General features: G+C 66.8%; 24 protein-coding genes and 1 pseudogene. 4 read left to right on the top strand and 21 right to left on the bottom strand.

The genetic code is table 11. From position 1 onward, the window contains the following. Positions 1-248: 248 nt before the first annotated feature. The 3 genes and pseudogenes from ACGFK1_RS03685 to ACGFK1_RS03675 all read right to left on the bottom strand — a co-directional run bounded on the left by ACGFK1_RS03685 (position 249) and on the right by ACGFK1_RS03675 (position 2579). Positions 249-982, bottom strand: a pseudogene (locus tag ACGFK1_RS03685) (SDR family NAD(P)-dependent oxidoreductase). After that, positions 969-1868, bottom strand: a complete 900-nt coding sequence (locus ACGFK1_RS03680; protein ID WP_393425704.1) for a TIGR03619 family F420-dependent LLM class oxidoreductase — start codon at positions 1866-1868, stop codon at positions 969-971. Before ACGFK1_RS03680 ends, ACGFK1_RS03685 begins: the two are co-directional and overlap by 14 nt. Positions 1869-1955: 87 nt before the next feature. Beyond that, positions 1956-2579, bottom strand: coding sequence for an NADPH-dependent F420 reductase (locus ACGFK1_RS03675; RefSeq protein ID WP_393425701.1), 624 nt, complete (start codon positions 2577-2579; stop codon positions 1956-1958). A gap of 92 nt (positions 2580-2671) precedes the next feature. Here ACGFK1_RS03675 and ACGFK1_RS03670 point away from each other — a divergent pair, with 92 nt between their 5' ends. Further along, on the top strand, positions 2672-3151 hold the full coding sequence (locus ACGFK1_RS03670; RefSeq protein WP_393425698.1) for a MarR family winged helix-turn-helix transcriptional regulator: 480 nt from the start codon (positions 2672-2674) through the stop codon (positions 3149-3151). Between the two features lie 36 nt (positions 3152-3187). Here ACGFK1_RS03670 and ACGFK1_RS03665 read toward each other — a convergent pair whose 3' ends face one another. Genes ACGFK1_RS03665 through dapB form a run of 3 tightly spaced genes read right to left on the bottom strand, consistent with a single transcriptional unit; the run spans position 3188 to position 4838 of the window. Next, positions 3188-3640, bottom strand: a complete 453-nt coding sequence (locus tag ACGFK1_RS03665) for a flavodoxin family protein (RefSeq protein ID WP_393425695.1) — start codon at positions 3638-3640, stop codon at positions 3188-3190. Next, positions 3637-4104, bottom strand: a complete 468-nt coding sequence (locus tag ACGFK1_RS03660) for a hypothetical protein (protein WP_393425692.1) — start codon at positions 4102-4104, stop codon at positions 3637-3639. Before ACGFK1_RS03660 ends, ACGFK1_RS03665 begins: the two co-directional genes overlap by 4 nt. After that, a complete protein-coding gene (gene dapB, locus ACGFK1_RS03655; RefSeq protein ID WP_393425689.1) occupies positions 4101-4838 on the bottom strand; it encodes a 4-hydroxy-tetrahydrodipicolinate reductase in 738 nt (245 codons plus the stop codon). The genes ACGFK1_RS03660 and dapB overlap by 4 nt, the downstream gene beginning before the upstream one ends. A 641-nt stretch (positions 4839-5479) precedes the next feature. On the opposite strand from dapB, the gene ACGFK1_RS03650 reads away from it, so the two are divergent. After that, the gene (locus ACGFK1_RS03650; RefSeq protein ID WP_393425686.1) at positions 5480-7186 is read left to right on the top strand and encodes a hypothetical protein; all 1707 of its coding nucleotides are present in this window, start codon (positions 5480-5482) and stop codon (positions 7184-7186) included. 64 nt (positions 7187-7250) lie between these two features. Here ACGFK1_RS03650 and ACGFK1_RS03645 read toward each other — a convergent pair whose 3' ends face one another. The 3 genes from ACGFK1_RS03645 to ACGFK1_RS03635 are packed head-to-tail and all read right to left on the bottom strand — an operon-like array spanning position 7251 to position 11548. Beyond that, positions 7251-8267, bottom strand: coding sequence for an LLM class flavin-dependent oxidoreductase (locus ACGFK1_RS03645; RefSeq protein ID WP_393425683.1), 1017 nt, complete (start codon positions 8265-8267; stop codon positions 7251-7253). A 53-nt stretch (positions 8268-8320) separates the two neighbouring features. Continuing rightward, positions 8321-11023 carry an AAA family ATPase gene (locus tag ACGFK1_RS03640; RefSeq protein ID WP_393425680.1) on the bottom strand — a complete coding sequence of 901 codons (2703 nt, stop codon included), beginning with the start codon at positions 11021-11023 and terminating at the stop codon, positions 8321-8323. Between the two features lie 9 nt (positions 11024-11032). Continuing rightward, a complete protein-coding gene (locus ACGFK1_RS03635) occupies positions 11033-11548 on the bottom strand; it encodes an Lrp/AsnC family transcriptional regulator (RefSeq protein WP_393425677.1) in 516 nt (171 codons plus the stop codon). A 93-nt stretch (positions 11549-11641) separates the two neighbouring features. Between ACGFK1_RS03635 and ald the strand changes: the two genes are divergently transcribed. Next, positions 11642-12757: an alanine dehydrogenase gene (ald, locus tag ACGFK1_RS03630; RefSeq protein WP_393425675.1), complete on the top strand. Its 1116-nt coding sequence runs from the start codon at positions 11642-11644 to the stop codon at positions 12755-12757. A gap of 610 nt (positions 12758-13367) precedes the next feature. Here the strand turns inward: ald and ACGFK1_RS03625 are convergent. The 7 genes from ACGFK1_RS03625 to ACGFK1_RS03595 all read right to left on the bottom strand — a co-directional run bounded on the left by ACGFK1_RS03625 (position 13368) and on the right by ACGFK1_RS03595 (position 21220). Continuing rightward, on the bottom strand, positions 13368-14057 hold the full coding sequence (locus ACGFK1_RS03625) for a LuxR C-terminal-related transcriptional regulator (protein WP_393425672.1): 690 nt from the start codon (positions 14055-14057) through the stop codon (positions 13368-13370). Between the two features lie 147 nt (positions 14058-14204). Beyond that, positions 14205-15101 carry a class A beta-lactamase gene (bla, locus tag ACGFK1_RS03620; protein WP_393425669.1) on the bottom strand — a complete coding sequence of 299 codons (897 nt, stop codon included), beginning with the start codon at positions 15099-15101 and terminating at the stop codon, positions 14205-14207. Positions 15102-15118: 17 nt separating this feature from the next. Further along, a complete protein-coding gene (locus tag ACGFK1_RS03615) occupies positions 15119-16465 on the bottom strand; it encodes a M16 family metallopeptidase (RefSeq protein WP_393425666.1) in 1347 nt (448 codons plus the stop codon). Continuing rightward, positions 16443-18719 carry a polyribonucleotide nucleotidyltransferase gene (locus ACGFK1_RS03610; protein WP_393425663.1) on the bottom strand — a complete coding sequence of 759 codons (2277 nt, stop codon included), beginning with the start codon at positions 18717-18719 and terminating at the stop codon, positions 16443-16445. The genes ACGFK1_RS03615 and ACGFK1_RS03610 overlap by 23 nt, the downstream gene beginning before the upstream one ends. 287 nt (positions 18720-19006) lie before the next feature. Further along, the gene (locus ACGFK1_RS03605; RefSeq protein ID WP_393425660.1) at positions 19007-19822 is read right to left on the bottom strand and encodes a class I SAM-dependent methyltransferase; all 816 of its coding nucleotides are present in this window, start codon (positions 19820-19822) and stop codon (positions 19007-19009) included. Positions 19823-19880: 58 nt separating this feature from the next. After that, positions 19881-20150, bottom strand: a complete 270-nt coding sequence (rpsO, locus tag ACGFK1_RS03600; protein ID WP_324398576.1) for a 30S ribosomal protein S15 — start codon at positions 20148-20150, stop codon at positions 19881-19883. A gap of 95 nt (positions 20151-20245) precedes the next feature. Next, positions 20246-21220, bottom strand: a complete 975-nt coding sequence (locus ACGFK1_RS03595) for a bifunctional riboflavin kinase/FAD synthetase (RefSeq protein ID WP_393425656.1) — start codon at positions 21218-21220, stop codon at positions 20246-20248. On the opposite strand from ACGFK1_RS03595, the gene mntR reads away from it, so the two are divergent. Next, complete coding sequence (gene mntR, locus ACGFK1_RS03590) at positions 21192-22004, top strand: manganese-binding transcriptional regulator MntR (protein WP_393425653.1); 813 nt, start codon at positions 21192-21194, stop codon at positions 22002-22004. The genes ACGFK1_RS03595 and mntR overlap by 29 nt on opposite strands. Here mntR and ACGFK1_RS03585 read toward each other — a convergent pair. From ACGFK1_RS03585 to ACGFK1_RS03565, 5 genes are read right to left on the bottom strand one after another with little or no spacing between them, the layout of a single operon-like run. Then, entirely contained in the window at positions 22001-23680 is a 1680-nt protein-coding gene (locus ACGFK1_RS03585; protein ID WP_393425650.1) for an MFS transporter, read from the bottom strand. The two genes, mntR and ACGFK1_RS03585, sit on opposite strands and share 4 nt — an antisense overlap. Next, positions 23681-24115: a MarR family winged helix-turn-helix transcriptional regulator gene (locus tag ACGFK1_RS03580; protein ID WP_393425647.1), complete on the bottom strand. Its 435-nt coding sequence runs from the start codon at positions 24113-24115 to the stop codon at positions 23681-23683. 40 nt (positions 24116-24155) lie between these two features. After that, the gene (truB, locus tag ACGFK1_RS03575; RefSeq protein ID WP_393425644.1) at positions 24156-25037 is read right to left on the bottom strand and encodes a tRNA pseudouridine(55) synthase TruB; all 882 of its coding nucleotides are present in this window, start codon (positions 25035-25037) and stop codon (positions 24156-24158) included. After that, positions 25034-25708, bottom strand: a complete 675-nt coding sequence (locus ACGFK1_RS03570) for a 4'-phosphopantetheinyl transferase (protein WP_393425641.1) — start codon at positions 25706-25708, stop codon at positions 25034-25036. Before ACGFK1_RS03570 ends, truB begins: the two co-directional genes overlap by 4 nt. Next, on the bottom strand, positions 25705-26655 hold the full coding sequence (locus tag ACGFK1_RS03565) for a metallophosphoesterase family protein (RefSeq protein WP_393425638.1): 951 nt from the start codon (positions 26653-26655) through the stop codon (positions 25705-25707). Before ACGFK1_RS03565 ends, ACGFK1_RS03570 begins: the two co-directional genes overlap by 4 nt. Positions 26656-26762 lie beyond the last annotated feature (107 nt).

Raw genomic sequence — 26762 nt, 5'->3', positions numbered from 1 at the left:
CTCGAAGACGTTGGCTCACCGAACGATACCGCCAAGCGTGCACGATCATCAGTGGAACGGCCTACCGTCGCCTCCAGATCCCAGCGCGACTGCAGATCGCCTTTGCTCTTCGCCCGACACATGAACGTACTCAGCGGCTTTCACCAACCGACTCAGTCCGCGATGGCCGTGACGCCGTTCGCCGCTCCTTCGGCGCCCTCTTTGCCATGCCCCGCTCACGTTCGGGGCCCCCGCTCGAGCGTGATGCGTTAGACCGCCGTGGTGCCGCCGTCGACCATCGACTCCATACCATTCACATAGCTTGAGTCGTCCGAGGCGAGAAACAGTGCGACCCTCGCGATCTCCTCCGGGCGGCCCATCGTTCCCCGTGGGATCAATGCCTCGAACTGCGCTTTCGTCTCCTCGTCGAACAACTGCTCTTGTATCGGCGTGGCGACCTGGCCCGGGGTCAGCACGTTGACCCGGATTCTTCTGGCCTTCAACTCGGACAACCACACGCGGGCGTAGGCATGCAGGACAGCCTTGCTCGCCGCGTACACGCTCCAGGAAGGAAAGCCTTTGACCGACGCAATTGACCCGGTCATGAAGATCGAGCCACCGTCGTTGAAAAGTGGCAGTGCCTTCTGCACCGTGAAGAGGGTGCCGCGCGCGTTCAGCCCGAAAGTGGCATCGAAGTGCCTCTCGGTGATGTCGCCGAGCCGGCGCTGCTCGCCCATCCCGGCGCTTGTCCACAACACGTCGACGGCGCCCTTTTCGCGCCTGACCGTGTCGAACAACCGGTTCAGATCGTGCAGATCGGCCGAATAGCCTGCACGCCAGTCACATTCCGGCCGATCAGCTCGACGGCTTCAGCCAGAGCGTCATGCCGGCGGCCCGAGATGAAAACGTGAGCTCCCTCGTCAACGAACAACTTCGCACCGGCCAACGCCATACCGCTTGATCCACCCGTGATCACGGCGACCTTGCCGTCAAGCTTTCCCATGATCACTCCATCGGGCGATCACCTGACCGGCGAAGTCAAGCAACTGGTCAAGTGTGGAGAACATTGCGAAGGCATCCACGATTGCCTCATCCGTGCCGGACCCGTCGAGGCGCTGGAGCTTGTCGGCAACCGAGTCCACAGACGTGCCCGGTTCGAGGTTGATCCGCATGGCCGTCTTCAGCTCGTCAGGATCACGTCCGGCGTCCTTGGCCGCAGCGCGGGCAATCGACCAGAGGTGGTCGGTGACCTCGTCCTGCAGGCCCTCGACCCCGAGCCATCCGGTGCCGCTGCGGCCTACCCGGCGCATCGCGGCCTCGCTGGCGCCGCCGATCCAAATGGGCGGACCGCCAGCCTGAACCGGGCGCAGGTCGGCATGGACCGCTGGCAGGGAGAAGAACTCGCTGTCCCAGGACACCGGGGTGGTCGTCCACCACTCGCGCAGGAAGGCCAGCAGGTCATCGAGCATCCGCCCGCGCCGGCGCCAGTCCGCGGCGCGGGCGATGTCGTGCTCGTCCTTCATCCACCCGATTCCCACGCCAACGTCAAGGCGGCCGCCGCTGAGCACGTCCAGCGTGGTCAGCGCCCGGGCCAGGTGCACCGGCTCGTAGTAGAACGTGCTGAGCGTGCTGGAGTTCAGCCGCACCCGGCTGGTCGCCGTCGCGGCGACCGTCCACAGCAGCACCGGATCGAGATACCGGGTCATCTGCGGCGGATACGGCTGCTCTTTGCCCGGGTAGGTGCTCTGCATATCGACCGGCGTGACCAGGCGATCGCCAACCCACAGCGTGTCGTAGCCGAGGTCCTCGAGTCCGCGGCAGAACGCACCCAAGCTAGCGGCGCTGTTGACAGCGGGTCCGACTATGGGAAGTGCGAAACCGAGCTTCATTGCAAAATCCTTTCGTTGATCCATCAACCAGTGCGACGGCGCACGTCGCCTTTGTCTCGTTCGCGGCGGAGACCCGCGAAGGTGCGATCAGGCAGGAAGGGTGGCGCCGAGCGCGAAGTCAAAGCTCCCCATCCCGTGGCGGGCGAGACCCATCACGACCAGGCCCGTCCCTTCGAGCCAGTGCGCCATGCTCAAGCCGCCGACGTCCAGCGGGCGCAATCCGAGGCTCTCGATGAACTCCGCCACGTCCGCCTTGGCCTGCGCGTCGTCTCCTGCGAAAAAGACGTCGAGTGGCCGACCCTTGGCCAGAACAACACCGAAGATGGTGTTGAATGCCTTCACCACACTGGCGCTGGCGGGTGCCGCCTTGGCAACTTCCTGTGCGATCGAGGTGCCGTCGGGGACGGCTAACCCATCCGCTGCGGAATTGAACGGGTTGCTGATGTCGACGACGATCTTGCCCGCGAGCGCGTCTCCGTACTTGGCGACGACCGGAACGACGTCGGCGTACAGCAGCGCCACGATGACGATGTCCCCGGCTGGGACCGCACCGAACTGTCCTGCCGTCGCGCTGCCGCCGAGCGCCCTGGCCAGATCGACGGCCTTGGCGTGATCTCGGCCGATGATCTCGACGGTGTTGCCGCCCGCGACCGCCAGCGCGCCAATGGCGCGGGCCATGTTCCCGGTGCCGATGATGCTGATGCTGCTCATGAGATGCCCCTCCTACGACGAAAAAAGTTGACTCCTCAACCTTATGTCGATTTAGGTGATGCGTCAACCAAACTGGGATACCATGAACAGCGATGGAACCGAACTGGCTGAACCCTGGCGAAGACCGCGCGTGGCGGGCGTTCATGCACGCGCATCACCAGCTCGTCGTGCACCTGAACCGGGGCCTGCAGGAATCCGGCCTCTCCGGCGCCGACTACGAGGTCCTGGCGGTGCTCTCAGGTCACGACGAGGGCCGCATGCCCGCGCACGAGCTGTGCAACACGCTGGGCTGGGAGAAAAGCCGTGTCTCCCACCAGGTGCGGCGCATGCAGAAGGACGGGTTGATCGACCGCGAGCCCAACCCGGACGACGCCCGCAGCACCATGGTCCGCCTACTGCCGGCCGGCCGTGCCGCCATCGAGAACGCGGCGCCCCGGCATGTGGAGGACGTCCGCCGGAACTTCATCGACCTGCTCACCCCGGCTGAGCTCGACATGCTCGCCGCCCTCAACGAACGCATCCTGCGCCATCTCGACGACGACGACTCCCCCGCCGCAGACGAGCCCTCGTAGCCTTCTTCAGCCGTGAGCATCTCAGCGGCGAGGGGCTCAGCCCATCAGTTGAGCGGCGACCGTCGCGCCGAGGTTCCAGCACGCCTCGACGTCGGCCTTGGTCGGCTTGCCCATCACCACGACCGTCTCCGCCGCCTTCACCCAGCCCAGCCCGGCGGTGATGCCGTCGACGGCGCGCTCGGCGCCCTCGGTGCCCTCGTTGCCGTGCAGGTAGACGCCGAACGGCCGCCCCCGGCTGGCGTCGAGCAATTGGTAGTAGGCGCAGTCGAAGGCGTGTTTCATGGCCCCGCTCAGGTACCCGAGATTGGCCGGGGTGCCCAACAGGTAGCCATCGGCCTGCAGCATTTCGACCGGCGAGACCGTGAGCGCCGGGCGGCGCACGACGTCCACGCCTTCGATGTCGGGATCGGTCGCCCCGGCCACAACTGCCTCGAACATCTCCTGGCAGTGGGGACTTGGGGTGTGATGGACGACGAGAAGTGTCTTCATCGCCCGCGCTCCTGCATCTCGACCGCCTTGCGCATCGTCTCTCGGGCCCGGCCGCGGTCACCGGCGTAGTCGTAGGCGCGAGCTAGCCGATACCAGCGCCGCCAATTGTCGGGATCGTTTTCCACTTCGTTGCGCACCGACTCGAACAGCGCGTCGGCGGCGTCGCGCTCGATGCGCCCCGACGGCATTCGCGGCAGGGCGCTGACGTCGAGTTCCATCCCTTCCTCTTCGGCGATGCGGGCCAACCGCTGATGGGCCAGGCCTGCCCGCAGCGTGCTGACCATCACCCAGATCCCGATCAACGGCAGGCCCATGAGCGCAAATCCGAGCCCGATGGCGGCGGGGCTGCCCGACCTGATGAACCCCATGGCGATGCGACCGAGCATCAGGAAGTAGACGCCCAGGGCCACGCACATGAAGCCGATCACCAGCTGGATGCGCAGTGCGCGTGCCCCATCGCTCATGTCAGGTCGAGGAAGGGCTCGAGACCCACTGTGAGACCGAAATGTTCACCGATGGCACGGACCGCCAGCAGCACGCCGGGGACGAACGAAGTCCGGTCCATGCTGTCATGCCGGATGGTCAGGGTTTCTCCTTGCGTACCGAAGAGCACTTCCTGATGCGCAACCAACCCGGCCAACCGCACCGAGTGGACCGGGATGCCGTCGACGTCGGCACCGCGGGCACCCTCGATTCCGGTGCTGGTGGCATCTGGGTTGGGGGGCAAGCCTTTTCGCGCTTCCGCGATCAGGCGGGCGGTGCGAGCCGCGGTGCCCGACGGTGCGTCGGCCTTGTGCGGGTGGTGCAATTCGATCACTTCGGCGGATTCGAAGAAGCGCGCAGCCTGCTTGGCGAAGTGCATGGACAGCACCGCGCCGATCGCGAAGTTCGGTGCGATGAGGACGGCGGCGCCGGGTTTGTCGTCAACCCATGCCTTGACCTGGCTCACGCGTTCGTCAGTGAAGCCGGTGGTGCCGACAACGGCGTGAATCCCGTTGTCGATCAGGAACTTCAGGTTGTCCATCACCACGTCGGGGTGGGTGAAGTCGATGACGACCTGGGTTCGGTTGTCGGTCAAGAGGCTGAGCGGGTCACCGGCATCCACCCCGACCGTGAACGTGAGGTCGGCCGCGGACTCGACGGCCGCGACCATCGTCGCGCCGACCTTGCCCTTGGCGCCCAGAACTCCCACTCGCATGGGCCTACCCTAGCTTCCGCGCAGCCGGGGATACGACGACGAGGGCTGCGGGTGAAGCAGCACGCCACGTCGGCGTGGACGGTCATCGCGGCGGCCCGGCCCTACCGCAGTCACGACCTACTCGTCGCGCGGTGCGGCGTCGGCCGGCCGCGCTGTCGCAGCGATGACCCGGCACGACATAGCACCTCGTCCTTCATCTTTCTCAATGGGCGATCGTCGATGTGCTGTGCGCCGCTGCCCGCCATTCGTTACCGCCGTGCGCTCACTATCCGCCGCAGCAACTCACCGATACTTATGCAAACCGTCTAATCACTTTGCCAGTGAGATTGCTGATATTTGCGTCACCGTCGATTAATGGACTTGGGAACATTGCGACAAGATCGACGCAAATCCGGGTTTCCCGGCAATGGTCGGCACGGTACTGGCGGACATAGCTGCAATTGGTATGTGCTTAGCCGATCAACCGTGTGGCGAATGTCAGATGCTCAGGTCAAAGCTGGCGCGATACGACACGTGAAAAAATCTTCTCGATTTTGCTATGGCAATCAGATTATTAGTGGCATTATGTTGCTCGCTGACCTAGATCTATTAGCTGTCCAGAGTGCAGAACTGCAATCGGCGACGAAAGGTATCCCGGGGAGATGGCCAACCACAGCACGAAGAAGACCTCAAGGAAGCTCAAAGTAACCACATATCTCGCCGCCGGCGTGCTGGCGAGCGGTGGTGGCGCAGCGGCGCTGACGGCGGCGATCACTCCGGCCCCGCCGCCGACCGCCGCGCCGCACGACGTGCAACTGACCGGACTCGGGGGCCTGCTCGGCTCGCTGGTCAAGAAGGTGGTGGCGCCGGTCGTGTCCACGGTGTCCGACGTCGTGTCGACGGCCGTGCCGGTCGTGACGGCCGTCCCGACGGTGGCGACTCCGATCGTCACGACCACCGTGGACTCGCTGGTTGCCCCGACATCGCCACTGGCACCATTGGCGCCGGTCGTGACGCCGCTGATCAGCAACGGCACCACTAATCCCGATGGCACCGCCACCAACGGTGGCCTGCTGATCGGCAACGGCGGCACCGCAACTGGCGCGGGCGCCGACGGCGGCAACGGCGGCCTGCTCCTCGGCAACGGCGGCATCTCGGCCACCGGCGACGGCGGCAACGGCGGCCTGGTCCTCGGCAACGGCGGCATCTCGGGCACCGGTGACGGCGGCAACGGCGCCGTGTTGATCGGCAGCGGCGGCACCTCCGTGCTCGGCGGCAACGGCGGCGATTCCGGCCTCGTGCTCGGCAACGGCGGTTCCTCGGTCGTGAGCACCGACACCGACCCGACGACCGGCAACGGCGGCCACTCGGGCCTCATCGGTGACGGCGGCAGCGGCGCCACCGGCCTGGTCGGTACGGCCGATGGCGGCGACGGCGGCAACGGCGGCATCCTGATCGGCTCCGGCGGCAGTGGCGGCGGTGGTGCCTCCACGCTGAGCGGCGGGGCCGGTGACGGTGGCGACGGCGGCAACTCCGGCATCGTCATCGGTGATGCGGGCGACGGTGGCGCCGGTGGCGCCGCGGTAGGCGTCGGGAACATTGCCGGTGGCGACGGCGGCGACGGCGGCCACACCGTGTTGCTCGGCTCCGGTGGTGACGGCGGCGCGGGCGGTAGCTCCTCGGGCCTGCTGGGCACCTCGACGGGCGGCGCAGGCGGCGACGGTGGCGACGGCGGCATCGTGACGGGGACTGGCGGTTCGGGCGGTACCGGCGGCGACGCGGCGAGCACTTTGGGCACCGCGTCGGGTGGTTCGGGTGGCTCGGGTGCCGACGGCGGCGTGCTGGGCGCAGGCGGTGACGGCGGCTCCGGTGGCGACGCCAGCGGTCTCGGCGCGACCACGGGCGGCGGCGCCGGCGACGGCGGACACACCACCGTGGTCGGCGACGGCGGCACCGGCGGCACCGGCGGAAACGCCACCAGCACCGGCACCGGCGGCAGCAGTGATGCCAAGGCCGGCTCCGGTGGCAGCGGCGGCGACGGTGGCAGCGTGCTCGGCGACGGCGGCTCCGGCGGCAGCGGCGGCACTGCCACGTCGGGCAACACCACCACTCACGTCGGCTCGGGTGATGCCACCGGCGGATCGGGCGGCAGCGGCGGCACCGGCGGCAGCATCGGCAGCAACGGCGGCGACGGCGGCACTGGCGGGTCGGCCACCACCGGCACCAATGCCACCGGCGGTAAGGCCACCGGCGGCGACGGCGGCGACGGCGGTGCCGGCGGCGTCGGCAACACCGGCGGCACCGGCGGCACGGGCGGAACCGGAACCGGCAAGACGGGCGGTAGCGGCTCCGACGGCGCGAACGGCTGACGCCTCAACACTCAGCAGGGTCGGCGCCCCCACTTCGGTGGGGGCGCCTTCTCTTTGCACCTCGTCATGACCGGTCCGGAAATGCCGAGAGCACATACCGCGCGAAAAGCCGCATCTGTTCGAGCATTTCATCGACGGTGTTCGCGACGAACAGCGTCGCGAAGAAGCCGTCGAGGCCGGCTTCCGCGAAGGCTGCAACCTTGGCGCACACTTCGTCGGGCGTGCCGATCAGGTTGTCGGCCAGGTACTTGTCCAGGTCGATCCCCTTCATCATGGTGTCCTTCAACGACCTGCGGAAAAGATCAAAGGTGGATCGCTGCAGCCTTTCGCGCGCCTCATCGGCCGTATCGGCAATGCAGACCACTGATTGCAGCCCGATCGTCACCGCTGCCGGATCACGGCCCGCCGCGCGGGCGTACGCCGCCACCTTGTCGCGGCCCGCGGCGATCTCCGAGGGGCCGATCTTCGCCGGCAGCCAGCCCTGGCAGCGCTCACCCGCCCGCTGGAGCGCACCCGTGCCGTTGCCGCCGGAGAAGATCGGCAGTGGGTTCTGCACCGGCTTCGGATACGACTCGACGTCGAGGAAGCGGCGGTACTTGCCTTCGTAGCTGGACCGAGGTCGCTCGAAGAGCGTGCGCAGCGAATCGATGCCCTCGGCCATCAGGTGGACCCGCGACGCGTCAGCCAGATCGGGGACCACGCTTTCGAATTCATCGCGGTACCCGCCGGCCGCGACCGCGAGCGTGACGCGGCCCCCGCTGATGTGGTCAAGCGTGGCAACCTGTTTGGCCAGCAGCACCGGCTCCCGCATCGGCAGCACCAGAATGCCCGTACCCAGTCGCACCACCGACGTCTTGGCGGCGATCGTGGCCAGCATCATCAGCGGCTCGAAGTAGTCCGGCGGTTGCGGCCACGCGTCGCGGACGAACCGTTGGGTGCTGAGGTGATCGTTGCCCGACACCTCGTGATAGCCGAGTTGCTCGGCCTCGACCGCCATGCGGATCACCTCGTCGGCGGTCGCGAAGGGCACCGGGTAGGCCATGCCTGCCAGGCACGTGGGGACGTCGACTCCGAACTTCATGCGCCAACCATGACGTGAGCACGCCGCCGACCGAATCTGTCGGATGACTGTATTCAGGTCAGGTCGAGCGCGGCCAATTCGTACCGGGCGGCGACGCCCAGCTTGGGAAACGCCTTATAGAGGTGGTAGCCGACAGTTCGCGGGCTGATGAACAGCTGCGCGGCGATGTCACGGTTGGACAAGCCCGCCGCGGCGAGCCGGACGACCTGCAGCTCCTGCGGCGTCAGCCGTGCGTGGCGCGGTTGTATCGCGACGGCGACGGCCTCCCCCGTCGCGCGCAGTTCGGCCCTCGCGCGATCAGCCCACGACTTCGCCCCGATCCGGTCGAAGACCCGCAGCGCGCCGCGCAGTGGTTCGCGGGATTCCGACCGTCGTCGCATTCGTCGTAGCCACTCTCCGTAGAGCAGTTCGCTGCGCGCCCTTGCCATCGGCCGGTTGACGGCGTCATACAGACGAATTGCGGCTTGGTAGTGGGCTTCTGCGTCGTGATCGGGCCCGAGCAGCGCGTGGCAACGGTGTAGGTGGGCCTGAACAACCGGGCTGTCGCGGTGCAACGCCCACGGCTCGTAGGCAGCCATCGTCTCGGCGGCGCGCTCCGGCTGCCCGCATCGCGCCGCGGCCTCGGCCCACTCCGGCGGTGCAAGATAAGCGAAGGTGGGATGCCGGCGCAGCTGCGGAGGCAACGACGCGAGCCGTTCGAGGGCGGCGGAATACCGTCCGAAGCCCAGCTCGAGCACCGCTAGCGCCAGCACCGCCAGCCCGACACTCGACGAATGTCGTTCCGCGCCCGAATGTATTGCCTCTTTTGCCAATTCGACGCAGGTCTGCTCGTCCCCGGTCATCGCGCTGATCCTGGCGACGACCCCTCGAAGGTTGGCGGCGGAGTGGCTCTGGCCGGTGTCCTGCGCGATCTGGATGCCCTCGGTTGCGGCCCGCAGCGCCTCACGCAGACGACCACCCGCCAACGCCGCCTGCGAATGCTGCAGCAGGATGTGCGGCAATCCACCGATCAGCCCACGCGCGCGGGCTTCGATCAGCATCCGCTCGGTTTGCGCCGACGCTTCGTCGGCGTCACCGATGACCATGAGCAGGAACGCGCTGTGGACGGCCAGGTTGCCGATCGTCATTCCCAGCCGTTCGGGACGGATGGCACGCACCGCGGGCGCCAGCGGTGGAATCCGCTCGACCGGCTCGCCGGACTGCAGCCGCGCAAGGATGGCACTGGCGGCGAGCATCGGGCGCAGCGGATGGTCGTCGGCCAGCGGCACCGCGTCGATCAGTTGAGTGGCGCGAACCAGTTCCGGTGCCTCGTCGGCGAAATAGGCCATCCGGACCACTTCGATCAGCATGCGGGCCGCCTCTTCGGCATCACAGTCGTACACCGTCTGCGCGCCCGTCAGCACCATCTCCGACGCGTGCCGCGCAGTGCCGCGCTCGAATTCGAGTCGGGCCCTCACCCACTCCAGTTTCGCCAACGCCGTGGGATCTTCGGTCAGTATCGCCGCCTCTTGCGCCAGGTCGGCTGCGCGGCGCAGTTGACCGGAATCGCGCGCGCTCATCGCGGCCGCGGTCAGTCGGTCACCGCGCAGCGACCGATCGGCGGTCAGTCGCGCCGCCCGCTCGTGGGCTGCCGCACTGGCCGCGTATCCGCCGCGCCGATCGGCGCGCAGCGCCGCCGCCTCCAGCGCGTCGGCGGCCTCGTCGTCGAAACCTGCTGCGGCGGCGGCGAGATGCCAAGCACGTCGATCGTCGTCGTCGGGCAGCACGTCGCTAAGCGCACGATGAACCATGATTCGGTCCGACGCAGATGCGCGCTCGTAGACAGCCGACCGGATCAACGGGTGCCGGAAGGCGACCACCTGGTCTCCGACGTGAATCAGTCGGACGCGCTCAGCAGATTCGAAGTCGTTGAGCGCGAGTCCTATTCGACCACCCGCGGACAGAACGGGGCCGAGCTCACCGGTTCCCTCTGCGGCGGCCGTCAACAAGGCCAGCCGGGTGGCCGGCGGCAACCGGTCCACCTCGGAGCCGAAGGTATCGAGCACCCGGCGCGCGGCGGCCGTCGCGACGGTAGCCTGTCCCGACCGTGCTGTGGCGGCAAACTCGATGAGCGCCAAGGGGTTTCCGCGAGCTTCTTCGACCAACCGGTCGCGCACCTCCGGGGTGAGATCATCGGCCTGCTCGGCGATCAGCGCCGCGGCGGCCGAGTTGCTGAGGCCGCCCAGGGTCATCACCCGCACGCCGCGTAAGTCGGTCACCGCGTCCTCACGCACCGCGAGCAGCAGCACCACGCCTTCCGCGCCCAACCGTCTGCCCGCGAAGAGCAGCGCATCCCACGACTCGCGATCCAGCCACTGGGCGTCGTCGATCAGGCACAAAAGCGGCCGCTCCGCGGCGGCCTCGGATAGCAGCGTCAGCGTGGCCAGCCCCGTCAGGAAGCGGTCGATGCCGGGGCCTTCGGTCAACCCGAAGGCGGACCGCAACGCCGACGCCTGCGGGGCGGGGAGCGCGTCCACCCGGTCCAGCCAGTCACGGAGCAATAGATGCAGCGCCGCGAACGGCAGGTGGAACTCGGATTCCACCCCGGTGCAGCGCACGATCCGTAAGTCCTTCGCTTCGGACGCCGCATGCTCCAGAAGGGCGGTCTTGCCGCTGCCTGCCTCGCCTGCGAGCACCACCAGCGAGCTGTGCCCGGCCCTGGCAGCGGCGAGCAATTCGCCGATCTCGCCCTGCTCTGCCGCCCGTCCGTGCAGCACGACACCAACCTATAGTGGCGACGCTCCGCGGAGATGTTCGAAGATCAGCGAAGTTTGGGTGCCCGCCACATCGGCGTCGGCGTTGAGGTTCTCCACCACGAACGCGCGGAGGTCGTCGGTGTCCCGCGCGGCGACGTGGAGGATGAAGTCGTCCGCTCCTGCCAAGAAGTAGACATCCATCACCTGCGGCTTTGCCCTGATGTGCTGGATGAAGTTGCGAATCTTCCCGCGGGCGTTGGATTGCAGGCTGACGGAGATCATCGCCTGCAAGGTGAGTCCGATCGCGGCGGGGTCGATGTCGGCGTAGAAGCCGCGGATCACGCCCAACTCCTGCAGGCGCCGGACCCGGCCGTGACACGTCGACGCCGCCACTCCAACGAGATCGGCCAGCGCGCTGTTCGATATCCGTGCATCGGCGTGCAGTGCGGTCAAGATGCGCCGGTCGACGTCATCGATGTCCACGGGCCGAACATCCTTCGACGGCCGCGCCGCCGGGACCAACGTTTTCGCCGTTCCTTCTGACATAGCCAGAGAGTACCGAATTCTCTTCGGAGTTATCGCCATCACATCGAAATTTCTTCACACTTTACCTAACCAACACGCCTTTTAGGAGCCGTCATGCGCGTCGGAGTCCCGACCGAGATCAAGAACAACGAATACCGAGTCGCCATCACCCCGGCGGGGGTCGCCGAGCTGGTCCATCGCGGCCACGAGGTGATCATCCAGTCCGGCGCCGGCGACGGCTCCGCGATCACCGACGCCGACTTCAAACGCGCCGGCGCGCAGCTGATCAACGGCGCAGACCAGGTGTGGGAAGAGGCCGAACTGCTGCTGAAGGTCAAAGAGCCGATCGAGCCCGAATACTCCAGGCTGCGTAAGGGTCAAACGCTCTTCACCTACCTGCATCTTGCGGCGTCCAAGCCGTGCACCGACGCCCTGCTTTCATCCGGCACCACCTCGATCGCCTACGAGACCGTGCAGACCGTCGACGGCGCGCTGCCACTGCTGGCTCCGATGAGTGAGGTCGCCGGGCGGCTCTCGGCTCAGGTGGGTGCCTACCACCTGATGCGCAGCCACGGCGGGCGTGGCGTGCTGATGGGTGGCGTTCCCGGCGTGGCGCCCGCCGAGGTGGTCGTCATCGGCGGCGGGGTTGCCGGCTACAACGCGGCGCGCATCGCGAAAGGCATGGGCGCCCACGTGACCGTGTTCGACCTCAACATCAACACGCTGCGCAAGATCGACAACGAGAACAGCGGCGCCATCGAGACCCGCTACTCGTCGATGCTCGACCTCGAGGACGCGGTGAAGAAGGCCGACCTGGTGATCGGCGCAGTGCTGGTGCCCGGTGCGAAGGCGCCCAAGCTGGTCAAGAATTCGACTGTCGCCCATATGAAGTCGGGTGCGGTGTTGGTCGACATCGCGATCGACCAGGGCGGATGCTTCGAGGATTCGCATCCCACCACCCACGACAATCCGACGTTCGCTGTGCATGACACGCTGTTCTATTGTGTGGCCAACATGCCGGGCGCAGTGCCGCGCACGTCGACCTATGCGCTGACCAACGCGACGATGCCCTATGTGCTGAAGCTGGCCGACAAGGGCTGGCAGGCCGCGTGCCAGGCCGATGCCGCGCTGGCGAAGGGCCTGTCCACGCACGAGGGCGCTTTGCTCTCCGAGCAAGTGGCAACCGACCTCGATCTTCCGTTCACCGACCCGGCCGCCGTTCTGGCCTGACCTCTTCATCACCCGCGAACCCGGGCACCGAGTCAGTCGGTGCCCGGGTTTGTATTTGTCCGGCCGTCACCAGCAAATCATCGGCGTGCCGACAGCTACGTGCGCGACGCTGACCTGATCGAGTCCGTCCTGCCGATCGCAGCCGACTGCCGAATACATCTTGGGACCAATGGCCCTATATTTGCTGTCCGCGTCCGTGCACGATTGCCGCACGGATCGACCAAGCACTGCGCCCCTCGGATGACGTTTAGCATCGGGACACACACTCTCGGTACACGAGGACCGCATCTCCGGGTAAAGTCCAACAACAGAAGACTTGTAGCGCATCAGCGGCCAACCCAGAGGCGCTGATCCGGCTGCAGCAGGAGACCGGTCGCCCGACCGCGAGGGGTTGTCGGGCGACTCGGTCACCGACTCCGTCTAGCGTTGCTCAAATCGCGATGTCGTGCACATACCGTGTTGCTGTGGGCATTCCCCGCCGGATGGGCCATCACGTCATTCGCGCACATCGACCGTCGGTCGGACCCGAGAAATAGTCGGCGCTTGGCGATCTCAGCAACTAATTAGAAGAGCTGACGGCTACGCCTGACCTGGTGTTACGTGTAGAACGCTAGATGTGGTCGACGTTGACGATGCCGTCCTGGATGGCGCGCGCCACCAGCGCGGCCTTGGTGGCGGCCGGGCGCCCCACGGCCGCGTACTTGGCCCGCACGCGCTGCAGATGCGTTCGCACGGTGGTCGGCGCAATCTGCAACTGGCGGGCAACGAGATCCTTGCTCTCGGTGCGGAACCAGGCGACCAGGACTTCCTTCTCCCGTGGGGCCAGGTTCGCGCGTCCGACCGTGCTGTTGTTGATCATCGCCAGCGCCATCCTGGGCCCGACGTAGGGGGTATCCGTTCCCGCCGCCCGTATCGCGTCGATCAGGTGTTCCTTGCTCTCCGACTTCGTCAGATAGGTGACCGCGCCGCGGTCCAACGCCGTCAAGATCACCTCGTCGGTTGCGATGTGCGAGTAGACGATCACGCGATGTCGCCGCGAGACGATGCGGTCCAGTGCCGAGAAGTCCACTCCGTTGCGGTATTTCTGCAACTCCAGCACGACCGGGCCGACGGCGGGCGCGCCGGGATGCTCAGCGAGAAACTGCTCAGCCGAAAAATAGTTGCCTCCGAACGGAATCGGCGGCTGCGCTTGGTGGCACCACAGCTGCACTGCGGCGTGGATAGCGTCGTGTTCGTCGACCACCGCCACTGCGGCCGTACCGTTGTGTGCTGCAGCGCGTGACAGATCACGGCTGTTCATGTCGTGATGAATCGCTATTGTCTCGATGGCCAACGTGTATCGCTCCCCCTGTGTGCCCGGTCGCCAGCAGGCAGGACCCGTCTGCCCGGCAAAAAAGCTATTGCAGAAGGGGCGTCAGAGGAATCAGGTGTTTCCCTCGAACTTCGCCTAGGCAAGCAGTTCGGGTATCAGCAGCGTGGCGAGCTCGCCGATCAGCGGCCGCAGATTCTGCGCGTTCGGGTCGCTGAGCTGCGATCGCGTCATCAACGCGATGAGCACCCGCCGACCTACGGGACCGTAGGCGATTCCGACGTCATTGGCCGTGCCGTAGTCACCGCTGCCCGTTTTGTCGGCAGTCGTCCAGCCTTCGGGCAGGCCCGCGCGCATGCTCGACGTCTCGTTGACCCGCATCCAGCCCTCGAGTTGTTGTCGTTGCGGCGCGGCAAGCGCATCGCCGGCCAGGAGGTCGCGATACCCGCCCCCGAGCGCTTCCGGCGTGCTGGTATCGCGAGGGTCGCCAGGAATCGCGGAATTCAACGCAGTCTCCCAGCGGTCCAGCCTCGATCTCTGGTCGCCGATGCTTCGAGCGAACGCCGTGATGGCCGGCGGGCCGCCGATGGTCTTCAGCAGCAGATTGCCCGCGGTGTTGTCGCTCACCTGCAGCGCGGCTTGACACAGCTCGTCGAGAGTCATGCTGCCGCCTGCCCTTGGCTCGGTCCGCGGTGAGTTCGCGACAATCGCGGCCGGATCGACGAACACCTGCTGATCCAACGTCAGCTGGCCCTGTTCGACCATCTGCAGTACCCGTCCGGCCGCGTAGCCCTTGAACGTCGAGCACATGGCGAACGTCTCCTGGCCGCGATGCGACAGCGATCGGCCGCCGATGAGGTCAACGGCGAACACGCCGACGTACGCGTTGTGGCGTTGCTCCAATGCTGCGACGCGATCCTCGATGGGCGGCAACGGCTCCGCCGGGTCGGCCAGCACGGGTTTGGTTGCGCATGCGGCCGCTGCCGCGAATGTCAATCCGCCGAGGAGCGCCTGGCGCCGAGACAGTCCGGTCATCGCGTCCAGGTTACCGATCAGCAGGCGATCCTCCGAAGCGGCTGCGGCAGAGACCTTTTCGACCGGTGCGGGCCAAGGACCGCGGCGCCGAAAGGACGCGACAGCAGTTGATGCGCGACCGCATTCACTTCCTCCAGGGTGACGGCGTCGATCTTGCTGAGCGTGTGCGCGATGCTTCGGTGTTCGCCGTAGTTGAGTTCGCTGCGGCCGATCCGGTTCATCCGCGAGCCGGAATCCTCGAGGCCGAGCACCAGTCCGCCGCGCATGGAGCCCTTCGCGATTCGGCATTCGGCCGCGGTGATGCCGTCGCGCGCAACCTCTTCGAGCACCTGTGTGGTCACCCGGACGACCTCGTCGAACCGCTCGGGCTGGCACCCGGCGTAGATCGACAACGCCCCACTGTCCGAGAACGTGTCGATTGTCGAGTACACGGAGTACGCCAGTCCACGCGTCTCCCGAATCTCTTGGAAGAGGCGGGAACTCAGTCCGCCGCCTAGAGCGGTGTTGAGGACCGACAGCGCCCAGCGGTGGTCCCAGTGCCTGCCGGGGGTGCGCACGCCGAGCGACAGGTGGGTCTGCTCGGCGTCGCGGTTGACAAACCGCAGCGTGGGTTTGCCGGTGACCCGGCCGCTGCCCTTGCGGGGCGGAACCGGGCGTCTCCCGCGAATCATGCTCGGGCCGAAGTGTTCACGCACCAACGCCACGACCTCGTCGTGATCGACGTTGCCCGCCACCGCGACCACCATCCGCTCTGGGGTGTAGCGACGAAGGTGGAACGAATGTAGTTGTGCGCGTGTCATCGACGAGATCGACTCGACGGTGCCGATCACCGGTCGGCCGACCGGGTGCTCGCTGAACATCGCGGCGAGAAACAGGTCGCCCAGCGTGTCCTCGGGGTCGTCGTCGCGCATCGCGATCTCCTCGAGCACCACGTCCCGTTCGACCTCGACGTCCTCGGCCGCACAGTGGCCACGCAGCACCACATCGGCGACCATGTCGACGGCAAGCGCCAGGTCGGTGTCGAGCACGTGTGCGTAATAGCAGGTGTGCTCCCTGGCGGTGAACGCATTCAGCTCGCCGCCGACGGCGTCGACCGCCTGGGCGATGTCGACGGCCGTCCGATTCGGAGTCCCCTTGAACAACAGATGCTCGAGGAAGTGCGCGGCGCCGGCCACGGTACGGCCCTCGTCGCGCGATCCGACACCGACCCACACCCCGACCGACGCCGAACGCACCGCGGGAATGAACTCTGTGACAACTCGCAGGCCACCGGGCAACGTGCTGCGGCGAACCACATCCGACGATTTGTCGGCGATGGCGCCGCGATGCAGCGCCCGGGACCTAGCTGCTGGCAGTTGCGGCATCGGCAGGCGCGTCCGCGGGTGCGTCGGCAGCGGTGTCCGCGGCATCCGCAGCGTCCTCTTCGGCGACCAGGACCAGCGAGATCTTGCCGCGGTTGTCGATATCCGCGATCTCCACGCGCAGCTTGTCGCCGACCTTGACCACGTCTTCGACCTTGGCGATGCGCTTGCCCTTGCCGAGCTTCGAGATGTGCACAAGCCCGTCGCGACCCGGCAGCAGTGACACGAAGGCACCGAAATCGGTTGTCTTGACCACTGTTCCGAGGAACCGCTCGCCGATCTTGGGCAGCTGCGGATTGGCGATCGCGTTGATCTTGTCGATCGCGGCCTGTGCCGACACACCGTCGGACGCCCCGACGAACACCGTGCCGTCGTCCTCGATCGAAATCTGGGCGCCGGTTTCCTCGGTGATCGAGTTGATCATCTTGCCCTTGGGCCCGATCACCTCGCCGATCTTGTCCACTGGCACCTTGATGGTGGTAATGCGCGGTGCATACGGGCTCATCTCGTCGGGGGTGTCGATCGCTTCGGCCATCACCTCGAGGATGGTCAGCCGGGCGTCCTTGGCCTGCGCCAGTGCGCCGGCCAGCACCTGCGACGGAATGCCGTCGAGCTTGGTGTCCAACTGCAGCGCGGTGACGAAGTCCTTGGTGCCCGCGACCTTGAAGTCCATGTCGCCGAACGCGTCCTCGGCACCGAGGATGTCGGTCAGTGCGACGAAGCGACGCTCCGTACCGCCACCTTCGGTCTCGACATCATCGGACACCAGACCCATCGCGATACCCGCCACCGGTGCCTTCAGCGGCACACCGGCATTCAGCAGCGCCAGCGTCGACGCACACACCGAGCCCATCGACGTAGATCCGTTGGAGCCCAATGCCTCCGACACCTGCCGGATCGCGTACGGGAACTCCTCGATGCTGGGCAGCACCGGCACCAACGCCCGCTCCGCCAGCGCGCCGTGGCCGATCTCGCGGCGCTTCGGCGAACCGACGCGGCCGGTCTCACCGGTCGAATACGGCGGGAAGTTGTAATGGTGCATGTAGCGCTTGGTGGTCTCGGGCCCGAGCGAGTCGATCTGCTGGGCCATCTTGATCATGTCAAGCGTGGTGACACCCAGGATCTGAGTCTCACCGCGCTCGAACAGCGCGCTGCCGTGCGCCCGCGGCACCACGGCCACCTCCGCGGACAGGGCGCGGATGTCGGTGATGCCGCGACCGTCGATGCGGAAGTGATCGCTCAGAATGCGCTGGCGCACAAGCTTTTTGGTCAACGACCGGAACGCGGCGCCGATCTCCTTCTCGCGGCCGGCAAACTGCTCGGCCAGTCGCTCGAGCACCTCGGCCTTGATCTCGTCGGTGCGCTCGTTGCGCTCGTTCTTGCCCGCGATGGTCAGCGCCTCGGACAGCGCGTCCGTCGCGACGGAAGCGACGGAGTAGTAGACGTCCTCGGCGTAATCGGGGAAGACCGGATACTCGCCGGTCGGCTTGGCGGCGCGGTCGGCCAACTCCTGCTGGGCCGCGCACAGCGCCTTGATGAACGGCTTGGCGGCCTCCAGGCCTTCTGCCACAACGGTTTCCGTCGGCGCCTGGGCGCCGCCCGCGACCAGTTCGACCACGTTCTCGGTGGCCTCGGCCTCGACCATCATGATGGCGACGTCACCGTCTTCGAGAACCCGGCCCGCGACCACCATGTCGAACACGGCCTTCTCATCCTGTTCGACGGTGGGGAACGCGACCCAGGTCCCGTCGATCAGCGAAACCCGCACGCCGCCGATCGGACCGCTGAACGGCAGACCGGCCAGCTGGGTGGACATCGATGCCGCGTTGATCGCGACGACGTCGTACAGCTCCTGCGGGTCCAGCGACAGCACGGTCACCACGACCTGAATCTCGTTGCGCAGCCCGTCGACGAACGACGGGCGCAGCGGCCGGTCGATCAGCCGGCAGGTCAGGATCGCGTCGGTGGAGGGTCGGCCCTCACGACGGAAGAACGAGCCGGGGATGCGCCCGGCGGCGTACATGCGCTCCTCCACATCGACGGTCAACGGGAAGAAGTCGAAGTGGTCTTTGGGGTTCTTGCTGGCGGTGGTCGCCGACAGCAGCATCGTTTCGTCGTCCAGGTAGGCGACGGCGGAACCGGCGGCCTGCTGGGCCAGCCGACCGGTCTCGAAGCGGATGGTGCGGGTGCCGAAGCTCCCGTTGTCGATCACAGCGGTTGATTCGTACACGCCGTCTTCAATTTCGACTACAGACATGGGTGTCCGTATGGCCTCTCTACAAGCAGTGTTTGCACTGTTCAGCTGTTTCGCGTCGTCACAGCGTGTGAACCACCGGCCTGGATGCGGCTACGGCCATCGATCGAAGCTGTCGGGATCGCTACCCGGCAGCCACTACCGAAGACCGCGCGATCAAGCGGGTTCCGATATGAGACGCGGGAACGGTGCTCGCGGATATGCGAGAGCCGCACCCGGTTGTTCGAGCCAAGCGGCTGACGAACAGGAACATCCTACCTTGTTGCAGGTACGCGCCCGAAACCGAGCGTTCAGGGGCGCTTTGCCCACCCGCCGACCACAGTCGGCAACGTCACCACCGCGTTCGCGGCGTCTATCTCTTGTCCGAGACGCTCCGCCAAAGTATCGAGATCCATCTCTGCCTCGGTGGTGACGCCGGAGGCCACGATCGCGGCCTTGATCGCGCAAACCACGCTGGTCAGGTAGGCAACAACCTGCGGTGTGCGTGGGGGCCAGTAGAGCTGGAACCCGAGCGTGTTGACGTCGCGGTACCCCGCTTGATCGAAGAGGACCGGAAGGCGCATCCCGGTGTCGAGGTCGGCGCGCGCGTGCGCGAAGCCCGCCCTCAGCCACTGCACCATCCGCGAATACAGCTCGACCTCGGGCAGCGTGCGCATACCGCCCCCGTCGTAATCGATCGCGACGACGACTCCATCCGAGCGAAGGTTGCGCCGTTGGTGGGCCAGCACGTCGACCGCGTCCGGCAGGTGCATCAGCAGCAGTCGACAGACCACCGCGTCGAAGGGCTCCTCATCGACGAAGCTGCGCACGTCGCCCTCGCGGAACTCCACGTTGTCCCAACCGAGCTGATCGCGACGCTGGTTCGCGGCCGTCAGCTGCGCGGCATCCCGCTCGACGCCGACCACCCGGCCGTCGGGGCCGACCATCTGCGCCACTTGGAACGCGACGTCGCCAGGACCGCTGCCGAGGTCGAGAACGCGCATGCCCGGGCGAATGCCGCCGCGCTGCAGGAGAAAGGCAGTCGGTTCGGCGAGGAGTGCGGCCTGCGTCTGCAGCCGGGCGATTTCGACGTCTTCGCTACCAAAGACATACGCGGAGTCGGTCACACATCGCTCAACGCGGACCGCCTCGCTTTTAGTCAGCGGCGGGAGCCCGATTCGCCGCTCAGCGGCGCAAGCCGAGCCGCTCGATCAGCGAGCGGTACCGCTCGACGTCCACCTGGGCGACGTACTTGAGCAGCCGCCGGCGGCGGCCGACGAGCAGCAGCAGCCCGCGCCGCGAGTGGTGGTCGTGCTTATGCACCTTGAGGTGCTCGGTCAGGTCGGCGATGCGCTTGGTCAGCAGCGCGACCTGGGCTTCCGGCGAACCGGTGTCGGTGTCATGCAGGCCGTACTGGCCCAGAATGTCCTTCTTCTGTTCGGCAGTGAGCGCCACGAATTAACTCCATCAAATCGGTCCGCGACAAATTACGAGGGCGGGCCACCGCGAACTGCAGCACACGCCGGGTCGGCAGGCAGTCTAGCAGCGGGTCACGTCGCGGACAGAATCGTGCGGGCGTGCTCGGTGTCTTCGCCCATGGTGGCGACCAGGTCTTCGACCCGATCGAACCTCTCCTGGCCGCGGATCCTCGCGACGAAGTCCACCGCGACGTGCTGGCCGTACAGGTCGGCGTTGGTGTCGAGGACGAACGCTTCGACCGTGCGGGTGCGGCCGGAGAACGTCGGGTTGGTACCCACCGAGACCGCGGCCTGATACCGCTCCCCCGGGACGACACTCCCTGTGATCGGACCGTGTCCGAGCACGGTGAACCACGCGGCGTACACGCCGTCGGCCGGGATCGCCGAGTACATCGGCGGCGCGACGTTGGCCGTCGGGAACCCGAGCACCTGTCCGCGGCCCTCGCCGCGGACCACCACGCCCTCGACTCGGTGCGGACGACCAAGGGCCTCGGCGGCCGCCACCACGTCGCCGGCGTCCACGCAGGACCGGATGTACGTCGACGAGAACGTGATGTCTTCGTTCTGGTGGTGCTCGCTGACCAGGGACATGCCCTGCACGGCGAAGCCGAACCGCTCACCGGCCTTGCGCAGCGTGTCGACGTTGCCCGCCGCCTTCTTGCCGAAGGTGAAGTTCTCCCCCACCACGACTTCGACCACATGCAGGTGCTCGACGAGCAACTCGTGGATATAGCGGTCCGGGGTCAGCTTCATGAAGTCAGTGGTGAACGGCATCACCAGAAAGACGTCGATGCCCATTTCCTCGACCAATTCGGCGCGCCGCGTCAACGTCGTCAACTGCGCCGGGTGGCTCCCGGGGAACACCACCTCCATGGGATGCGGGTCGAACGTCATCAGCACCGAAGGCACGCCGCGGCTGCGTCCGGCCTTGACGGCGTGATTGATCAAATCCTGATGCCCGCGATGCACACCGTCGAACACGCCGATCGTCACGACGCATCGGCCCCAGTCCGTCGGGATGTCGTCTTGCCCCCGCCAGCGCTGCACAGCACCCAAGCCTACGGCGCACCAATGCGGGGGGCTGCGCAGGACCACCAGATCAGGTGAAGATTGCCTAAACTTCTTACCCGTGAGTCCTGAAGACGCCCCTCGCGACCTGACCACGGTCGCTCAGGACTACCTCAAAGTGATCTGGACCGCCCAGGAATGGTCGCTGGAGAAGGTCAGCACCAAGTTGTTGGCCGAACGGATCGGTGTGTCGGCCTCCACGGCATCCGAATCCATTCGCAAGCTCGCCGACCAGGGCCTGGTGGACCACGAGAAGTACGGCGCGGTCACGCTGACCGAGGCGGGCAGGCGGGCGGCGCTGGCGATGGTGCGCAGGCACCGGTTGATGGAGACGTTCCTGGTCCGCGAACTCGGCTACAGCTGGGACGAGGTACACGACGAGGCGGAGGTGCTCGAGCACGCGGTATCCGACCGAATGCTCGACCGCATCGACGCCAAGCTGGGGCATCCGACCCGGGACCCGCACGGCGATCCGATCCCGGCCAAGGACGGCCAGGTACCGACGCCGGATGCGCGGCAACTGTCGGTCTGCCACGACGGCGAGTCAGGGACAGTGGCCCGCATCTCTGATGCCGACCCCGAGATGCTGCGGTACTTCGACACGGTGGGCATCAGCCTGGACTCCCGGGTACGGGTGGTGGCCAGGCGCGACTTCGCGGGGATGATCTCGGTCGCGGTCAACAATCCCGAGTCCGCTGGCGATACGGAAATCACCGTGGACTTGGGAAGCCCTGCGGCAGAAGCGATTTGGGTCGTCGGTTAGCCACGCGGCGAGCGCCCGCGAGCCAGCGAGGCGACGCCGGCCAAGATGGAAAGGGCGATCGAAACGCCGAACACCACGACAAGTCCGTGATGGAAGGGATCGGAGATCAGGTGGGGGAAGAACTCGCCACCGGTGATCGTGGCGACGTTATGGGCGGGCAGGTGGGCCAAGACTCCGCTCGGCTCCAGCAGGTGCTCGAGCGGATTGACGCCCAGCACTGCGGCGAACAGCGTGGACACCGGCGGCAGCCCGGCGACCTGTTCAGCGACCGCATGCGGCACACCCTGACCCTGTAGACCACTCGTCAGAGCGGCGGGCAGGGTGCCGGCAAGGCCGACGATCATCAGCGAGAAGAACACGCCGATCGACAGGGCGGTACCGCTGTTCTGGAACGTCGCGCGCATCCCCGACACCACCCCGCGTTCTTCCGGCGGCACGCTACCCATGATCGCCGACGTGTTCGGCGCCGCGAACATGCCGCTGCCAATTCCGTTGAGCGCGATCAGCGTTGCGAACGCCCAATACGGAAAGTTGATCGGCAGCAACAGCAGCCCGACGAAGCTGAGCCCGAACGCCAACATGCCGATCGACGCGATGCCGCGTGCGCCGAATCGGTCGGACAGCGCCCCGGCCGCCGGGCCGGCAATGAGAAAGCCGGCGGTCAACGGCAGCATGAAGATGCCCGCCCACAGCGGCGTCTCTGCGTAGTCATAACCGTGCAGCGGCAACCAGATGCCCTGCAGCCAGATGATCAACATGAACTGCAGGCCGCCCTGCGCCAGCGCCGCGGCCAGCGCGGCCATATTGCCCGCGGTGAATGCGCGGATCTTGAACAGGGTCGGCCGGATCATCGGTTCGGCGACCCGCGATTCGATGACGACGAACGCGATCAGCGAGAGCACACCGGCCGCCAGCGTGGCCAGCACGAACGGACTGTGCCACCCGGTGGTGTGGCCGCCGTGGGGCTGAATCCCGCTGGTGATCGCGATCAGAACCGCGGCGAGCCCGAGCGCGAACGTGATGTTGCCCCACCAGTCGATGCGTCCGCGGTGTCGTCGTCCGTTGTCACGCAGGCGCCGGTAGGCCCACACCGTGCCGAACACGCCGACCGGCACATTCACCCAGAACACCGCCCGCCAATCCCACGCCGCCAGCAGCCCGCCCGCGACAAGGCCGATGAATTGGCCTGCCAACGCGGCCACCTGGTTGAAGCCGAGCGCGAAGCCGCGCCGGTCCGGCGGGAACGCGTCGGTGAGGATCGCCGCCGAGTTCGCCGTCAGCATCGATCCGCCGACGGCCTGCAGCAGCCGCCAGCCGATCAGCCACTGCGCGGCCGCCGCGCCACTGAAGGGGTCGAACGACAACAGGATTGACGCGACCGTGAACACCGTGAACCCGAAGTTGTACACCCGGACCCGGCCGTACATGTCGCCGATGCGGCCGAGCGTGACCACGAGCACCGATTGCACCAGCCGGTAGCCCATGATCATCCACAACAGGTACGCGATGTTGGTGGGCGCGAGCGGATCGAGATGAATGCCACGGAATATCGCGGGCAGCGAGATGATCACGATGGACCCGTCGAGCGCAGACATGAACACCGCAGCGGTGGTGTTGGTCAGAGCGACCCAACGGTAGTTGTCGCGGGTGGTCACCTCGAGCTGGTCGGTAGCCATCTAGAGGTGGTATGCCAGTCGCTCGATCAGGGGCGCGGCGACCGCGAGCTGTTCGAGCTCGGTGGGGGTGAAATCAGCCAGGCCGTTGGCGAGCTGTTCGACGCGCGCGCTGCGCCGCCGGTTGAGAACGCGTCTGCCTGCGGCGCTCAGGGACAACAGGATGCGCCTGCCGTCGTCAGGGTCCGGCTGCCGCTTGACGAGGCCGCGCGCCTCGAGGTGGGCCAGCGTGGCCCCCATCGACTGCGGGCTGATCTGTTCCTGACGGGCGAGGTCGGCCGACGTGGCCGGACCACCGCGGTCAAGCCTGCCGAGCGCCGCGGTCTCGGGAAAGCTGAGCTCATCGGTGACGGGCACCTGTCGCAGTCGTCGGCGCAGCAGACCCATGCACAGCAGCAGCGCCCCGGCCACGTCCTCGGCCAATTTGTCGGCGGGCATATTCATCAGCCTAGGCTGATAAGGGGCAGCTGATCAATGGTCAGAGCGTGGCCGGGCGCAGCACCACCACCGACTTGGTGCGACTGGCATGATCGGTCAACAACGCGATGACCTCGCCGCCTGCGCTCGTCGCGGCGTAGACGCCTTCGATGCCGGCTGGCGTCAACGGCCTGCCGTGCTGGGTGTCCTCGGCCTCGGCGTCGGTCAGGGTGCGGCACGGAAACGACTGCAGGCACGCCTCGTCCAGGGAATAGCTCAGCTGCGGCCGCTCGGTCAAGTCGTCGAGCGTGCGGGCCTGATCCAGCCCGAACCGGCCGACCCTGGTGCGCCGCAGCACGGTGAGATGACCGCCGACACCCAACGCGGTGCCCACGTCACGGGCCAGCGCGCGGATGTAGGTCCCGCTGGAGCAATCGACCTCGACGTCGACGTCGATCAGATCGTCATCGCGGTGGACGGCCAGCACATCGAATCTGTCGACACGAACATCGCGGGGCGCCAGTTCGACGACCTGCCCCTCCCGGACAAGCTTGTATGCGCGCTTGCCGCCGACTTTCACGGCACTCACGGTCGACGGCACCTGTGCGATCTCGCCCCGCAGCGCGGCGACCGCGTCCCGGACCTGCGCGTCGGTCACCTCGCGAGCCGAAACAGATTGCAGCAGCTCACCTTCGGCGTCTTCGGTGGTTGTGGTCTGGCCCAGCCGAATGGTCGCGGCATACGACTTGTCGGTCGCGGTCAGCAGGCCGAGGATCTTGGTGGCTCGTTGCACTCCGACGACGAGGACGCCGGTGGCCATCGGATCCAGCGTGCCGGCGTGGCCCACCTTGCGGGTGCCGAAGATCCGCCTACAGCGGCCGACCACGTCATGGCTGGTGATGCCGGCCGGCTTGTCAACGATGACCAATCCGGGATCGGTCACAGCACGATCGCTGTCAGCGCCAAGCCGTCGCGAACCGACCAGCGTCCCGACAGCGTTTCCAGCGGTGGGCCGTGTTCGGCGGCCGGATCGATGAGAATGCGGGATTGGAAGCGCCCCGCGCTGCCCGTCTCGTCGACGTCGAACGTGATGTGGGCGTCCTCGAACCCCAGCCACCGGTGCGTCAGCGGGAACCACGCCTTGTAGGTAGCTTCCTTGGCGCAGAACAAGATTCGGTCCCAGTGCAGGCCTGCGGGCATGACCTGCAGTTCCAACCGCTCCTTCGGCAGGCTGATGGCGTCCAGCACGCCGTCGGGCAGCACGTCATGCGGTTCGGCGTCGATGCCGACCGACCGCACCGCGCCGACGCGGCCGACGGCCGCGCCCCGAAAACCCGTGGTGTGGGTCAGGCTGCCGACGATGCCATCAGGCCAGCACGGCTCCCCCTTGTCCCCCTTCAGGATGGGCACCGGCGGCACACCCAGTTCACCCATGGCCTTTCGGGCGCAGTACCGCACGGTGACGAACTCGTTGCGGCGCTTGGCGACCGACTTCGCGATCAGCGGCTCCTCTTCTGGCAGCGGCGCCAATTCCGGTGGATCGTCGTACAGTTCGGCGGCGGCAAGCGCGTCGGCGCCGGGCAGCACGACGCCGAGCAACGGGGCGCTGGTCATGACTGCCGTGTCCTGATGCGCGCCTGCACCTTCTCGGCGTGCTCACGCATCTCCTGGGTGATCTGGAAGTGGCCCCCGAACTCGTTGAGGTATCCCGGCGCGTACTGGGGGTCAGGAAGGATCTGCCGAAGCCACCGATATGGTTTGCGCCGCCGCCATTCTCGCGGGTAGCCCACCGACACCTCTTCGTGCCGCACGCCGTCATACCACGTGGTGCGCGGGATGTGCAGATGGCCGTAGACGGAGCAGACGGCGTTGTAGCGAGTGTGCCAGTCGGCGGTGGCGGTGGTGCCACACCACATCGCGAACTCCGGATAGAACATCGCATCGCAGGGTTCGCGGAGCAGCGGGAAGTGGTTCACCAGCACGGTCGGTGTCATCCAGTCGAGGTCCTCCAGTCGCTTACGGGTGTAGGCCACCCGGTCACGGGACCACGCGTCGCGGGTGGCGTAGGGCTCGGAGGACAACAAGAACTCATCGGTGCCGACCACGTTGCGCTCGCGGGCGATCGCCAGCCCCTCGGCCTTGGTCGCCGCGCCCTGCGGTAGGAAGGTGTAGTCGTACAGCAGGAACATCGGCACGATGGTGGCCGGGCCCCCCTCTTCGGTCCACACCGGGAATGGATGCTCGGGGGTGATGATGCCCATCTCGTCGCACATGTTGACGAAGTAGTCGTAGCGCGCCTTGCCGAAGATCTGCATCGGGTCGCGGTTGGTGGTCCACAGCTCGTGGTTGCCCGGTACCCAGATGACCTTGGCGAAGCGCTTTTGCAACAGGTCGAGCGACCAGTGCACTTCGTCGGTGCGTTCGGCGACGTCCCCTGCGACGATCAGCCAGTCGTCGGGCGACGACGGATACAACGACTCCGTGACCGGCTTGTTGCCCGTGTGACCGGTGTGGAGGTCGCTGATCGCCCAGAGCGTGGGTCGGCGGCCGTCTCGTGTCACAGCCGACCAGCCTACTTGCGCTAGCGTGGTGCCCCGATCCGGCAACTAGAACATGTTCTCGTTTACCGGCCTGGCGGCTTCCGCGGACGGCTACACTCCCCCGCAGG

This window comes from Mycobacterium sp. NPDC048908, from assembly GCF_043197955.1.
In the GTDB taxonomy this organism is placed as follows: domain Bacteria; phylum Actinomycetota; class Actinomycetes; order Mycobacteriales; family Mycobacteriaceae; genus Mycobacterium.
The sequence above is the reverse complement of the archived record's forward strand: the minus strand, read 5'-3'. Positions and strand labels throughout refer to the sequence as shown.

Excerpts from the sequence above, each read along its gene's own strand:
- ACGFK1_RS03680 (WP_393425704.1), bottom strand. The coding sequence starts at position 1,868 with ATGAAGCTCGGTTTCGCACTTCCCATAGTCGGACCCGCTGTCAACAGC.
- ACGFK1_RS03675 (WP_393425701.1), bottom strand. The coding sequence starts at position 2,579 with ATGAGCAGCATCAGCATCATCGGCACCGGGAACATGGCCCGCGCCATT.
- ACGFK1_RS03670 (WP_393425698.1), top strand. The coding sequence starts at position 2,672 with ATGGAACCGAACTGGCTGAACCCTGGCGAAGACCGCGCGTGGCGGGCG.
- ACGFK1_RS03665 (WP_393425695.1), bottom strand. The coding sequence starts at position 3,640 with ATGAAGACACTTCTCGTCGTCCATCACACCCCAAGTCCCCACTGCCAG.
- ACGFK1_RS03660 (WP_393425692.1), bottom strand. The coding sequence starts at position 4,104 with ATGAGCGATGGGGCACGCGCACTGCGCATCCAGCTGGTGATCGGCTTC.
- dapB (WP_393425689.1), bottom strand. The coding sequence starts at position 4,838 with ATGCGAGTGGGAGTTCTGGGCGCCAAGGGCAAGGTCGGCGCGACGATG.
- ACGFK1_RS03650 (WP_393425686.1), top strand. The coding sequence starts at position 5,480 with ATGGCCAACCACAGCACGAAGAAGACCTCAAGGAAGCTCAAAGTAACC.
- ACGFK1_RS03645 (WP_393425683.1), bottom strand. The coding sequence starts at position 8,267 with ATGAAGTTCGGAGTCGACGTCCCCACGTGCCTGGCAGGCATGGCCTAC.
- ACGFK1_RS03635 (WP_393425677.1), bottom strand. The coding sequence starts at position 11,548 with ATGTCAGAAGGAACGGCGAAAACGTTGGTCCCGGCGGCGCGGCCGTCG.
- ald (WP_393425675.1), top strand. The coding sequence starts at position 11,642 with ATGCGCGTCGGAGTCCCGACCGAGATCAAGAACAACGAATACCGAGTC.
- ACGFK1_RS03625 (WP_393425672.1), bottom strand. The coding sequence starts at position 14,057 with ATGAACAGCCGTGATCTGTCACGCGCTGCAGCACACAACGGTACGGCC.
- bla (WP_393425669.1), bottom strand. The coding sequence starts at position 15,101 with ATGACCGGACTGTCTCGGCGCCAGGCGCTCCTCGGCGGATTGACATTC.
- ACGFK1_RS03615 (WP_393425666.1), bottom strand. The coding sequence starts at position 16,465 with ATGCCGCAACTGCCAGCAGCTAGGTCCCGGGCGCTGCATCGCGGCGCC.
- ACGFK1_RS03610 (WP_393425663.1), bottom strand. The coding sequence starts at position 18,719 with ATGTCTGTAGTCGAAATTGAAGACGGCGTGTACGAATCAACCGCTGTG.
- mntR (WP_393425653.1), top strand. The coding sequence starts at position 21,192 with ATGTCGTCTTGCCCCCGCCAGCGCTGCACAGCACCCAAGCCTACGGCG.
- ACGFK1_RS03585 (WP_393425650.1), bottom strand. The coding sequence starts at position 23,680 with ATGGCTACCGACCAGCTCGAGGTGACCACCCGCGACAACTACCGTTGG.
- ACGFK1_RS03580 (WP_393425647.1), bottom strand. The coding sequence starts at position 24,115 with ATGCCCGCCGACAAATTGGCCGAGGACGTGGCCGGGGCGCTGCTGCTG.
- ACGFK1_RS03570 (WP_393425641.1), bottom strand. The coding sequence starts at position 25,708 with ATGACCAGCGCCCCGTTGCTCGGCGTCGTGCTGCCCGGCGCCGACGCG.